The organism is Luteimonas arsenica, assembly GCF_004352825.1.
Classification (GTDB): domain Bacteria; phylum Pseudomonadota; class Gammaproteobacteria; order Xanthomonadales; family Xanthomonadaceae; genus Luteimonas; species Luteimonas arsenica.
Window position 1 is genome coordinate 634,078 of sequence record NZ_SJRW01000002.1, and the last position, 12,346, is coordinate 646,423.

At 66.6% G+C, this 12,346-nt stretch carries 11 protein-coding genes; 6 read left to right on the top strand and 5 right to left on the bottom strand.

Features of this window, described 5'->3' with window-relative positions; translation table 11 throughout:
- Positions 1 to 183: 183 nt before the first annotated feature.
- The 3 genes from E2170_RS10430 to E2170_RS10440 form a co-directional block, all read right to left on the bottom strand.
- A complete protein-coding gene (locus tag E2170_RS10430; RefSeq protein ID WP_133000588.1) occupies positions 184 to 2,232 on the bottom strand; it encodes a sulfatase-like hydrolase/transferase in 2,049 nt (682 codons plus the stop codon).
- Between the two features lie 71 nt (positions 2,233 to 2,303).
- Positions 2,304 to 2,669, bottom strand: coding sequence for a prepilin-type N-terminal cleavage/methylation domain-containing protein (locus E2170_RS14195; RefSeq protein WP_133000589.1), 366 nt, complete (start codon positions 2,667 to 2,669; stop codon positions 2,304 to 2,306).
- Between the two features lie 344 nt (positions 2,670 to 3,013).
- On the bottom strand, positions 3,014 to 3,760 hold the full coding sequence (locus E2170_RS10440; protein WP_133000590.1) for a hypothetical protein: 747 nt from the start codon (positions 3,758 to 3,760) through the stop codon (positions 3,014 to 3,016).
- A gap of 95 nt (positions 3,761 to 3,855) precedes the next feature.
- Between E2170_RS10440 and E2170_RS10445 the strand changes: the two genes are divergently transcribed.
- Positions 3,856 to 4,620, top strand: a complete 765-nt coding sequence (locus E2170_RS10445) for an Rpn family recombination-promoting nuclease/putative transposase (protein WP_133000591.1) — start codon at positions 3,856 to 3,858, stop codon at positions 4,618 to 4,620.
- Between the two features lie 42 nt (positions 4,621 to 4,662).
- Here E2170_RS10445 and E2170_RS10450 read toward each other — a convergent pair whose 3' ends face one another.
- On the bottom strand, positions 4,663 to 6,051 hold the full coding sequence (locus E2170_RS10450) for a sigma-54-dependent transcriptional regulator (RefSeq protein ID WP_133000592.1): 1,389 nt from the start codon (positions 6,049 to 6,051) through the stop codon (positions 4,663 to 4,665).
- A gap of 82 nt (positions 6,052 to 6,133) precedes the next feature.
- Complete coding sequence (locus E2170_RS10455; protein ID WP_133000593.1) at positions 6,134 to 7,711, bottom strand: sensor histidine kinase; 1,578 nt, start codon at positions 7,709 to 7,711, stop codon at positions 6,134 to 6,136.
- A 101-nt stretch (positions 7,712 to 7,812) separates the two neighbouring features.
- Here E2170_RS10455 and sucC point away from each other — a divergent pair, with 101 nt between their 5' ends.
- From sucC to E2170_RS10480, 5 genes are all read left to right on the top strand, one after another.
- The gene (gene sucC / locus E2170_RS10460; protein WP_133000594.1) at positions 7,813 to 8,979 is read left to right on the top strand and encodes an ADP-forming succinate--CoA ligase subunit beta; all 1,167 of its coding nucleotides are present in this window, start codon (positions 7,813 to 7,815) and stop codon (positions 8,977 to 8,979) included.
- Between the two features lie 26 nt (positions 8,980 to 9,005).
- The gene (sucD, locus tag E2170_RS10465; protein ID WP_133000595.1) at positions 9,006 to 9,884 is read left to right on the top strand and encodes a succinate--CoA ligase subunit alpha; all 879 of its coding nucleotides are present in this window, start codon (positions 9,006 to 9,008) and stop codon (positions 9,882 to 9,884) included.
- 183 nt (positions 9,885 to 10,067) lie between these two features.
- Positions 10,068 to 10,334, top strand: a complete 267-nt coding sequence (locus tag E2170_RS10470; RefSeq protein WP_133000596.1) for a type II toxin-antitoxin system CcdA family antitoxin — start codon at positions 10,068 to 10,070, stop codon at positions 10,332 to 10,334.
- Complete coding sequence (locus E2170_RS10475; protein ID WP_133000597.1) at positions 10,331 to 10,645, top strand: CcdB family protein; 315 nt, start codon at positions 10,331 to 10,333, stop codon at positions 10,643 to 10,645. Before E2170_RS10470 ends, E2170_RS10475 begins: the two co-directional genes overlap by 4 nt.
- 1 nt (position 10,646) lies before the next feature.
- Positions 10,647 to 12,284 (top strand): NAD+ synthase, encoded by a 1,638-nt coding sequence (locus E2170_RS10480; protein WP_133000598.1) that lies wholly within the window; start codon positions 10,647 to 10,649, stop codon positions 12,282 to 12,284.
- Positions 12,285 to 12,346 lie beyond the last annotated feature (62 nt).

Here is a 12,346-nt window from a genome sequence, read left to right on the forward strand (position 1 = left end):
CCTGATTGTTCAAGCTGTGAAATTGATGTAAGCAAATTTTGTGCCATATTCCGGGCTCAGGTGGAACGATTACGGATCTTCAATATCGTCTAGGCGACACACATTTGCTGACAAGCCCGCCTTCCGAAACTTCGCGACACCAGATAGAAATAATCCGTGCTGTGGCTCGGTTTGAGGTCGCTCTCAGTGTTGGGTTAGATGCTCAGTCGATTCATGGCCGCACCAACGCTGATGAAACGCAGTATCTGTAGCGAAGTGCTTGCAGAGATCTCTGCGGTACTCTTCGATTACGGGGTGCTCAATAGGGTCATTGACGCAGGTCCGTGTTCGCGTTTCATAGTCTGCCAACAGCCAGCATCCGCGATCTGTCGCAATCGGCATGGAGGCAACGCCGTATCGGCCATTGATCACGCCCCGTTGTTTGCTCTCAAGTAGCGCGGGCAACTCAGCAGGAATCAGTTCGATCTTGAGGTCCCCGGTTACCCGATATAGGTGTGCGAACTCATTGACGACTTCGCCGGTATCCACATCGAGCGTCTCCAGTGAGTCGCCGAAAAGCCCCGATTCTATGAAGATTGGTCGGTGCTCAGGTGCCAAGACTTGCCCATCGCTGTCCAGCGTCGCTATGCCGTCGAACGCCACGTCTGGTGTGATGCCCAGCACTGAGAGCAGCGTCGGGGTTACATCAACCAAACTGGCGGGCGCTTTCGTCCGGGTCGGCTGCCACACGGGTTTGCCATCAATGAAACGCTGGAATCCGAGAACGACTTGGTTCTCAGTATCTTCAAGTGCAGTCATTCCGTGGCCAAAGTTGGCTGGGATGATGATTGATGAGCCGGAGCTGTCATTCCGGTTCCATTGGTCCTTATCCATGCCCAAGCCTTCCCCGTGGTCTGAGAGAAGGACAACGATGCTGTTATCGAGGCGGCCGGCAGCCTTGAGCTGGCGCAGCGTCAGTTCGATTTGTGCGTCTGCGACCTGTAGCGCCTTCCGGTATAGCGCGGGAGAGTCATGGAACAGCGGCGGTGGCGGAGTGGCGTCAAGGACGCCATTGGAGAAAGGCACGTGAGCGATACAGAAATGCGCAACAAGGAGGAGAGGCTTGTCACTCGGAGCCCGGGCAATGACGCGTCCGATCTTTCGATTCTGCAGGCTCGGACGATAGTTGTGATAGAGGGCGCGGTTGCCGATCACGTGCGGCAACAGGTATTCCGATCCCGGGACCAATTGCAGGAGATTGGTGCCGAAGGTGTCAAGCAGGCTGCCTGCGACCAGTTCCATTGCGCCCGGCGGGGGCATGATGAGGTGGTCGAAGCCGAACGAGGCGTCCAGGTTGGCGAAACGAACTTCGTCCAAGGCAAACGCGGTCGTGTATCCGGCGTCGCGGAGGAAATGGGGCAGCGACGGTTCGGGATTGAGCATGCCGCGCGGCCAAAGATTCTCGCGCACGCCGTGTTGGGTGGGATAAAGGCCGCTGAGAATGCTCATGTAGGCCACAAAAGTGCGACCCATTGGCGTGAATGCCTGGTCGAAGTTGACGCTTTGCGACAGAAAGCCGTCGATGGTTGGTGCAGTTCCTGATATGCCGCCGTTCGACGGGAGATGATCATAACGCAGCGAATCTACACCGAGCACGATGACATCAGGCGCTCGTTCTGGTGAGGGCGCAGGCGACTGGGAGAGTAATGAGTGTCCAGGTAGCACGAGGCCAATGAGGAGTATGGCCGTGCCCGCAAGCATGCGGCGGCTGGCAGCCGTACCAAGCCACATGAGTAGCAATGCGCCGAACAGGGTGCTGGTCAGGATTACGGGAGCCAGCGCCTGGATTGACTCGGGCAGCGTGCCGTGGCTTAGCACAAGCTTGCGCGGGAATAGATATCTTTCCCACGCGATCATGGTGCCCAGTGTCAATAGAGCTATAAGCACCCCGAAGCCGCGCTGGGATGCATGTTGGCGAATGCGCGAGGGGCTTCGTTCACGCAGGTCTGTGGATATCTTGCCCGCAAGGGCGAACGGAAGCGCGTGGACGGCAATACCCAGCGCAACGTAAAACGCCATCCAGCTCAGCGAGGAAGGCGTGGCAAGCAGTTCTTCTGTTGCTTGCCGAGCGAATGTGGAGGTTTTCGCAGAAAGCGAAGCCAGATGCGACCAGCCAAGAATCACAAGCTGGAGCGCGAAAAGCGCCGCGCCGAATGCAATCGGGACGAGTAGTATGCGAATCGGCCGATTCATCAGAACTTCCAGAAAAGAAGAGCCCCGGCGTTGGCCGAGGCTCTTCAAACGTTCAGCTTAGCTTGAGCGTATCAGGAGCCGCTCAGCGAGCAGGTAGCGGTTGCGGCGTTGCAGCTCGGGCTGCGCTGGCCGGCGGGGCTGGTGGTGGGGGTAAATTCGACGTTGGTGCCGGAAGCCACGTCGTCTTCGTCGATCGTATCCTGGCTGGCGCTGCCACAGGCTTCCGCCGCATAGACCGGAACGTCGGAGCCGGTGAAGCCCGCATGTGCAGCGGCGACGGCGGAGTTCACCCACGCCTTGGCCTCGCCCAGACAGGCGTTCTCGGCCGAACGCACGCGGTACTCGTTGTAAGCCGGCAGCGCGATGGCGGCCAGGATGGCGATGATCGCGACAACGATCATCAGTTCGATCAGGGTAAAACCGGACTGCTTCTTCATTGGGTAACTCCCCTAGAGGTTGGTTGGAACTTCACGTGCCGCGTTGCCGGGAATCCCGGCCCGTCGGCCAGCCGTGCGACGCCGCACGTGCAGGGAGTGTATGCAGAACGCGTGCCAAGTGTGGCTTGCGGACTGCGGATGAATGGATATGCAACCGGATTCACGATCCGGAGTGTCACTGGCGGGAAGTAGCCGACGCGACACGTCACTTTTGGCGGCCCGAAGTGACGTAAACAGACACAAGGCGACGTGATTTTGTGATCAGTTTCGCGAAATCCTGAAACCGGCCGTCATGGCTTGCGCGAAACCCGGGAACTCGCCGCGCCCGTCCCGACCCGCCAGCGTCACTTGTCGACCGGCACCGCCTGCAGCGGCCGGCCGTCGCGGGCGTCCAGCCGGATGCCGGCGCGGCCGGCCTGGGAAATGAGCGGGACCATGCGCGCATCCGCGCCGCCGTTGCCGTCGGCGGGCTGGCCGCGCTGGGCCAGCGCCGGGCCGATCTTCGAATAGTCGAAGTAATAGACCGGGCGGCGGGCATGGTCGTCGTTGCCGAACAGGGCCGCGCCGCCCGGCGGCAGGGCGCCGACCAGCACGGGGCCGGTCCATGGCAACCGCTGCCGTTCCTCCGGTGCCAGCGCCAGGTCGGCGGGGTCGATGTCCAGCGCGCGCACCAGTTCCATGTGGCTGGCCATGCCCACCAGGTACACCGGGCGCAGGCGCGCCAGCATGGCGGTGGCATAGCCCAGGAACAGCAGCTGCACCAGCACCACCACGGCCAGGTCCATGCGCAGCGTGCGCTTGCTGCTGCGGTACACCAGCCAGGTCAGCGCCGGGCCGACCGCCAGCACGGCGGCGAAGAGCAGCAGCAGGTGCCGGTCGATGCCCGACAGCGGCCACAGCGCGCCCGGGTACCAGAGGAAGCGCGGCACCGCGAGGATGCCGCCGACCACGGCGATGCTGGCGACGAGGTGGGCCAGGGCCGCCTTGCGGCGCGCGGGGTCGGGGGTGCGGGTGGACTGCATGGTGCCGGCCTGATGGAGGTGGTCGGCAGGATAGCGCCTGCGGTCGCAGTGGGACTCAGTCGACGACACGGTATTTCCCGCGTCGCGATGCGAAGTTTCCCGACGGGTGTGCCCCTGCGGCTCTGCCATCCTGACCGCGATGCTTCATTGGACAAGGAGGTTCAATGCCAGGCCGGGAATCCCACGACGGTGCCTACAAGCTGCTGTTCTCCCACCCATTGATGGTCCATGAGCTGCTGGAGGGCTTCGTCCACGAGGATTGGGTGCGACGGCTGGATTTCACCACCCTGGAGCGCGTCAATGGTCACTACGTGGATGACCGGCTCCGGCAGCGCTCCGACGACATTGTCTGGCGGGTGCGCATGGCCGATGGCGGCGGCTGGCTGTACCTCTACCTGCTGCTGGAGTTCCAGAGCCGCAGCGATCGGTGGATGGCGCTGCGCCTGATGAATTACGTCGGTCTGCTCTGGCAGGACCTGGACGCATTGCGGAACGAGATCGCGCGGCTGCGCCGGCGCTTGTCGGCGCCCGAGCACGACAGCCTGCGGCGGGCGTTCACGGTATGGATTCACCGCGTGGCCCTCGGGCGTATGATTCCCGGGCAGGACGTGCCTCGAACCGAGACCCTTGAGGAGACCGAAACCATGCTGGCAGAGCGCGTGACGGAGTGGACGAAGGAATGGAAGCGGCAGGGGCTGGCGGCGGGTCGGGCCGAGGGCCTTGAGCAGGGTCGCCAGGAAGGCCTCCTCGAAGGCCTCCTCGAAGGCCGGCGCCAGACCGTGCAGCGCCTGCTCATCCGCCGCTTCGAGCCCCTGCCGGACGAGGCTGTGGCACGCCTGGAGGCGGCCGATGCCGGACGGCTGGACGAGTGGACCGAACGGTTGCTGGAAGCGTCCACGCTGGACGACGTATTCCAGGCAGCACCTTAGCGCTGCAGGGGCGGGCGGCCGTACGTTCGACGATCGGCGCCGTCAGTCGATACCGAGTTTCTTCAGCTTGTACCGCAGCGCCCGGAACGTGATCCCCAGCGCCGCCGCGGCCTTGGTCTTGTTGTACTTGTTCTCCTGCAGCGCCTGCTGGATCGCGGCGCGCTCGATCTCCTCGATGTACGAGGGCAGGGCGCTGGAGGCGGTCTCGCGGGGGTTGAGGCTGGCCGGGGACGCCGGCGTGGCGCCCGGCACCGCGGCCACGCGGCCGGGGCTGGCGATGCTGCCGCCGTTGGGCAGGCGCAGGTCGGTGGCGGTGATGGTGTCGCCGTCGGCCATGGCCATGGCGCGCTCCAGGATGTTCTCCAGCTCGCGCACGTTGCCCGGGAAGCCGTAGGCGTCCAGCGCGGCCAGGGCGTCGGGGCCCAGCTTCGGGGCGGTGCGGTGCATGGCCTGCGCCAGCCGGCTGAGGATGGCCTCGGACAGGATCGACAGGTCGCCGTCGCGGTCGCGCAGCGCGGGGACGTTCAGTTCGATCACGTTGATGCGGTAGTACAGGTCGTGCCGGAAGCTGCCGGCGTTGACCAGGGCGCCCAGGTCCTTGTGCGTGGCCGAGAGCAGGCGAACGTCCACGTCCACCTCGGACTGCGCGCCCACCGGGCGCACCTTCTTCTCCTGGATCGCGCGCAGCAGCTTGACCTGCATCGGCAGCGGCAGTTCGGCCACTTCGTCCAGGAACAGGGTGCCGCCGTCGGCGCTCTGGAACAGGCCGGGCTTGTCGGCATGGGCGCCGGTGAAGCTGCCCTTCTTGTGGCCGAAGAACTCGCTTTCCATCAGTTCGGTGGGGATGGCGCCGCAGTTCACCGGCACGAAGGGGCCGTTGGCGCGCGAGCCGTGGGCGTGGATGGTGCGCGCCACCAGTTCCTTGCCGGTGCCGGATTCGCCGCTGATGTGCACCGGCGCCTGGCTGCGGGAGACCTTGGCGATGGTTTCGCGCAGGGAGACCATCGCCGGGGAGCCGCCGAGCAGGCGGCCGGCCTCTTCGGGCTGGGCCTGGCGGCGGGCGTGCAGTTCCAGCGCCTGGCGCACCAGGCCGCGCAGGACGTTGATGTCCACCGGCTTGCTGACGAAGTCGAAGGCGCCGGCCTTCAGGGCTTCCACCGCGGCTTCGACGTTGCCGTAGGCGGTGATCATGGCCACGGGGGTGTCGGGGAAGCGGGTGGAAATGTCGCTGACCAGCTCCAGGCCGGAGCCGTCGGGCAGGCGCATGTCGGTCAGGCAGAGGTCGTAGCGGTTGCCCGCCAGCATCTGCCGGGCGGCGGCCAGGGTGGCGGCGGTGTCGGTACGCAGGCCCATTCGGCCCAGGGTGAGCACCAGCAGCTCGCGGATGTCGTGTTCGTCGTCGACGATGAGGGCGCTGCGGGCTTCGGTCATGGGAGAACGTGTGCTGTGCCGGTCTGGGTGACCAATTTTGGCACTTTCGCGCTTAGTGTGACGAGTGTCAAAGGTCTGCGGCTCAGCCCAGCATCGCCGACCCGCCGCGCAGGCTGATCCGGAAGCAGGCGCCGCCGCCGGGCATGGGGACGTACTCCAGGCGGGCGTCGTTGGCGCGGCACAGCTCGTGGGCGATGTACAGGCCCAGGCCGGTGCCCTGTTCGGAGGTGGTGAAGAAAGGGCGGAACAGCTGGGCGGTCACGGCGTCGGGGATGCCGGGGCCGCGGTCGCTGATCTCGATCACCGGGCGGCCGTCCAGCATGTCGACGTTGATGGTGATCCGCGCCGGTTCGCCGGGCTGGTGGCCGTGGCGCACGGCGTTGTTGGCCAGCGAGGTCAGGACCTGCTGCAGGTGGCGGGGATCGACCATGGCCGGGACTTCGGGGCGCTGGCCGGCCTGGCGCAGGCTGGCGTTGTCTTCCGGGCAGGTCTGTCGGTAGTCGTCGATGAAGCTGCGCACCTGGCCGACGAGGTCGACGTGTTCGGGCTGGGCGCGCTCGCGGCGGGCCAGGCCGAGCACGCTTTCGACGATGGCGTTGGTGCGCATGCACTGCTGGTGGACGATCTGCAGCAGGCGGCGGTCGCTGTCGCCGATGTCGCGCGATTCCTCCAGCAACTGGGTGGCATAGCTGATGGCGGCCAGGGGGTTGCGGATCTCGTGGGCGAGGCTGGCGGAGAAGCGGCCCATGGCGGCCAGGGTCAGCGATTCGGCGCGGCGCGAGACCAGGGCGGTGTCGTCGAGGAAGATCAGGGTGGTGTCGTCGGTGGCGAGCAGGCGGGTGAAGCGCGGCAGCACCTCGTTGCCGTCCTCGCCGATGGTCAGCGGGGTGTCGTCGGACTGGCCGTTGCGGCGCCATTCGGCCACGCGCATGGCCAGGGCGGGGGAGATCTGCGGCAGGGTGCGCGGCGGGCCTTCGGGATCGGGGCCGGCTTCGCCCAGCAGGATCCGGGCGGCCTCGTTGGCCATCCTGATGCGGCCGTTGCCGTCCACCATCAGCACGCCCACGCGCATGCGGCGGATGATCAGTTCATTGACTTCGGCCAGGTTGGCGGCCTCGGCGCCGCGGCGGTCGGCGAGGTCGCGGCTCTCGCGCATGTCGCGGCCGAGGAAGTTGGTCAGGGTGGCCAGGGCCAGGTAGCTGACCGAGAACATCAGCACTTCGGCCAGCGGGCGGTCGCGGAAGGTGTTGCCGCCGGTCAGGACCACTGCGTACTGCACCACCAGTGCCGCCGAGGCCAGGGCGGCACCGGCCAGGCCCAGGTTCAGCGGCAGCAGCAGGGCGGCGGCGCCGACGTTGAACAGCAGCATCATGGCAATGCCGGGGCCGGCATGGGGCAGGGCGTGGGTGGCCAGGGTGGCCACGGCGATGTCCACCGTCAGGCCGAACACCACCTGGGCGACCAGCGGGAGCGAGGTGCGTTGCGAGAGCCCCAGCATCACCGCCGAGGCCAGCAGGTAGGTGGCGGCCACGGCCGCGGCCAGCGCCATGTCCCGCGCCTCGCCGCCGAACACGTCGCGCAGGGGCCCGAATACCGCCAGCGCCAGCAGGGCCGCTTCCAGCAGGCGGTACAGGGCAAGCAGGTAAAGCTCGCGCCTCATGAGTCGATCGGCAGGGGCTATTGACACGCGGGCGGGCTCCAGGGGCGTCGGCGCACTATAATGGCTGGCGCTGTGTCCCACTTTCCCACGACGGACCCCACATGAACTTCCACGAGTACCAGGCGAAGCAGCTCTTCGCCGATTACGGCATTGCAGTCCCCGCCGGGCGTGTCGCCCGCACCCCCGAGGAGGCGGTCGATGCCGCCAAGGCCATCGGCGGCGATTTCTGGGTGGTCAAGGCCCAGATCCACGCCGGCGGCCGCGGCAAGGCCGGCGGCGTGAAGCTGTGCCGCACCCTGGACGAGGTGCGCGACAACGCCAAGGCGATGATCGGCCAGAAGATGGCCACCTACCAGACCGCCGGCGTCGAGCTGCCGATCGACCAGGTCCTGGTGACCCAGGCCACCGACATCGACAAGGAACTGTACCTGTCGGTGCTGGTCGACCGCTCCACCCAGTCCATCACCTTCATCGCGTCGAGCGAGGGCGGCATGGACATCGAGCAGGTGGCCGCCGAGACCCCGGAAAAGATCCAGACGCTCAACGTCAACTTCATCCAGGGGCTGCAGGCCTACCAGTGCCGCGACATGGGCTTCGGCCTGGGCCTGACCGCGAAGCAGGTCAACCAGCTGTCGAAGATCATGCTGGGCCTGTACAAGCTGTTCAACGAGAAGGACCTGGCGCTGGTCGAACTCAACCCGCTGGCCATCCTCACCGACGGCAACCTGGCCGTGCTCGACGGCAAGGTCGATTCCGACGACAACGCCGCCTTCCGCCACCCGGAGCTGGTCGCCATGCGCGACATCCGCCAGGAGGACGAGACCGAGGTCAAGGCCAGCCAGCACGACCTGAACTACGTGACCATGGACGGCAACATCGGCTGCATGGTCAACGGCGCAGGCCTGGCGATGGCGACGATGGACGTGATCCAGCTGGAAGGCGGCTCGCCGGCCAACTTCCTGGACGTCGGCGGCGGCGCCACCAAGGAGCGCGTGACCGAGGCGTTCAAGCTGATCCTCTCGTCGGATGATGTGAAGGCGATCTTCGTCAACATCTTCGGCGGCATCGTGCGCTGCGACATGATCGCCGAGGGCATCATCGCCGCGGTGAAGGAAGTCGACGTCAAGGTGCCGGTGGTCGTGCGCCTCGAGGGCACGAACGTGGACGCGGGCAAGGAGCTCTTGAAGAACTCCGGCCTGGCGATCACCCCCGCCGACGACATCAACGATGGCGCCCGCAAGGCCGTCGAAGCGGCCAAGGCCGCCTGACCCGAATTCCGAAGGATCATTAAGCAATGAGCGTTCTCGTCAACAAGAACACCAAGGTGATCGTGCAGGGCTTCACCGGCCAGCAGGGCACCTTCCACGCCGAGCAGATGCTGGACTACGGCACCAAGGTCGTCGGCGGCGTCACCCCCGGCAAGGGCGGCACCGAGCACCTGGGCCTGCCGGTCTTCAACACCGTGGCCGATGCGGTCGCCGAGACCGGCGCCGATGCGTCGGTGATCTACGTGCCGCCGCCGTTCGCGGCCGACGCCATCCTGGAAGCCGCCGATGCCGGCATCAAGGTGATCGTGTGCATCACCGAGGGCATCCCGGTGCTGGACATGCTGCGCGTCAAGAAGACCCTGGTCTCGACCTACCCGGAAACCGTGCTGGTGGGCCCGAACTGCCCCGGCGTGATCACCCCGGGCGAGTGCAAGATCGGCATCATGCCCGGCCACATCCACATGCCGGGCAAGGTGGGCATCGTCTCGCGCTCGGGCACGCTGACCTATGAAGCGGTCAAGCAGACCACCGACGCGGGCCTCGGCCAGTCGACCTGCATCGGCATCGGCGGCGACCCGATCAACGGCACCAACTTCATCGACGCCCTGCGCCTGTTCCAGGACGACCCGCAGACCGAGGGCATCATCATGGTCGGCGAGATCGGCGGTTCGGCCGAGGAAGAAGCGGCCGAGTTCATCGCCGAGTACGTGACCAAGCCGGTGGTGGGCTTCATCGCCGGTGCGAGCGCCCCGAAGGGCAAGCGCATGGGCCACGCCGGTGCGATCGCCTCGGGCGGTTCGGGCACGGCCGAGGGCAAGTTCGCCGCGATGGAGAAGGCCGGTGTCACCACCGTGCGTTCGCCGGGCGACCTGGGCGCGGCGATCGCCAAGCGCCTGAAGGGCTGAGTGTCTTCCCCCGCTCCGCGGGGGAGGACGTCCGAAGGGCAGATGGGGGCAATCCCGCGGGAAAGCCTCGTGAAAGAACCCCGCACTCGTGCGGGGTTCTTTCATTGGGAAGAGGGCGGCTTTGGTTGACGGGCGAGGCAGTCATGCGCATGATGGATGCGCATTCGATGGAGGCATCCGGCCATGCGCATCCGCGACGAATACGCCGCCTACGGCAAGCGCGCCACCAATGTCAGCATCAACGAAGGCCTGCTGGAGGCTGCGCGGGCGCTCGACATCAACCTGTCCGCCACCCTGGAGAACGCGCTGGACGCCGAGGTCCGGGCACGCAGGCGGGAGAAGTGGCTGGAAGACAACCGCGAGGCCCTCGCCGCCTACAACGAACGCGTCGCGCGCGATGGCCTGGCCAGCGACCATGTGCGTGCGTTCAAGGCCTCGCTCAAGGCATGAGCCAGTTCTGCGTCTACTCGAATGCCGACGCGGCATCGCGGCGCGCCATCCCGTGCTGGCTGAACGTGCAGAGCGACCTGATCGATATCGCCGAATCCCGCGTGGTCGTGCCCCTGATCCTGCCCGAGCGCGCGGGGCCGCTGCTCGCCGGCCTGATGCCGACCCTGGACGTCGCCGGAAAGGCCATGGTGATGGACACTGTCCAGACCACGAACGTGCCGATGCCGATGCTCGGCAAAAAGGTGGCGGACTTGTCCGCCGATCGCCTGGCCATCATGGGCGCACTGGACTTCCTGACGCATGGAATCTGACATGATCGACCGGCTCCGCATCGCCCTGGCCCAGTTCGACTTCCCGGTGGGCGATGTCGCCGGCAACACGAAGCGCATCGCGGCGATGATCGCCGAGGCGCGCGACGAGTACGCGGCCCACATCGTGGTGTTCCCGGAGCTGGCGGTCAGCGGCTATCCGCCGGAGGACCTGCTGCTGCGGCCGTCCTTCCTCGCCGAGTGCGAGCTGGCGCTGCGTTCGATCGCCGAGGCGGCGAAGGGCATCGTCGCCATCGTCGGCTGGCCGGAGTCGGCCGGCAGCGTGCTCTACAACTCCGCCAGCGTGCTGCGCGACGGCAAGATCGAACGCACCTACCGCAAGCGCGAGCTGCCCAACTACAACGTCTTCGACGAGCGCCGCTATTTCCATGTCGATCCCGACGGCGGCAGCTGCGTGTTCGAGGTCAAGGGCGTGCCGGTGGGCCTGCTGGTCTGCGAGGACCTGTGGTTCGCCGAGCCCCTTGCCGACACGGTGGCGCAGGGCGCGCAGCTGGTGCTGGTGCCCAACGCCTCGCCCTTCGAGCGCGGCAAGCACGCGCAGCGCGACGCGATGATCGCCGCGCACACGCGCGACACCGGCGCGGCCATCGCCTACCTCAACGTGGTCGGCGGGCAGGACGCGCTGGTGTTCGACGGTTCCTCGGTGGTCGCCGACGGCGACGGCACGGTGCATCCGGCCGCGGCGGCGTTCACCGACCAGTGGCTGGTGGTGGACTACGACGCGGCCAGCCGCGCGTTCACGCCGGTCGTCTGGATGGATGACGGCGACGAGAGCATGGACGCGCTGGCCTGGCGCGCGGTGGTGCGCGGGATCCGCGACTATTTCGGCAAGAACGGCTTCCGGCGCGCCTGGCTGGGGCTGTCGGGCGGCATCGACTCGTCCATCGTGCTGGCGATGGCGGTCGAGGCGCTGGGCGCGGAGAACGTCACCGCGGTGCGCATGCCCTCGCGCTACACCGCCAACCTCAGCAACGACCTGGCCGCCGAGCAGTGCCGGGCGCTGGGCGTGGAGATGATGACGGTGCCGATCGAGCCGGCCTTCGAGGGTCTGCTGGCCAGCCTGGGCGAGGCCTTCGAGGGCCGCGAGGCCGACGTGACCGAGGAGAACCTGCAGTCGCGCGCGCGCGGGGTGATCCTGATGGCGCTGTCGAACAAGCTCGGAGGCCTGGTGCTGACCACCGGCAACAAGAGCGAGTACGCGGTCGGCTACGCGACCATCTACGGCGACATGTGCGGGGCGTATGCGCCGATCAAGGATCTGTACAAGACCGAGGTTTACGGCCTGGCCAAGTGGCGCAACACCGTGGGCGGAGCGCCGGTGATCCCGCCGGGCGTGATCCAGCGGCCGCCGTCGGCCGAGCTGCGCGCCAACCAGCTCGACCAGGATTCGCTGCCGCCCTACGACGTGCTCGACGCGATCCTGCTGCGCTTCGTGGACCAGGAGCAGTCGAGCGGGGAGATCCGCGCCGCGGGCTTCGACGCGGCCGTGGTGGACCGGGTGGTGAAGCTGGTGCGCAACAGCGAATGGAAGCGCCAGCAGGCCGCGCCGGGGCCGAAAATCTCGAGGCGTGCCTTCGGCCGCGAGCGCCGTTACCCGATCAGCAATCGCTATCCCCATTAGCCCGGCTTGCCGCAGGCGCGAAAAAAACCCCGCGGATCCGCGGGGTTTTTCAATGGGCGGCC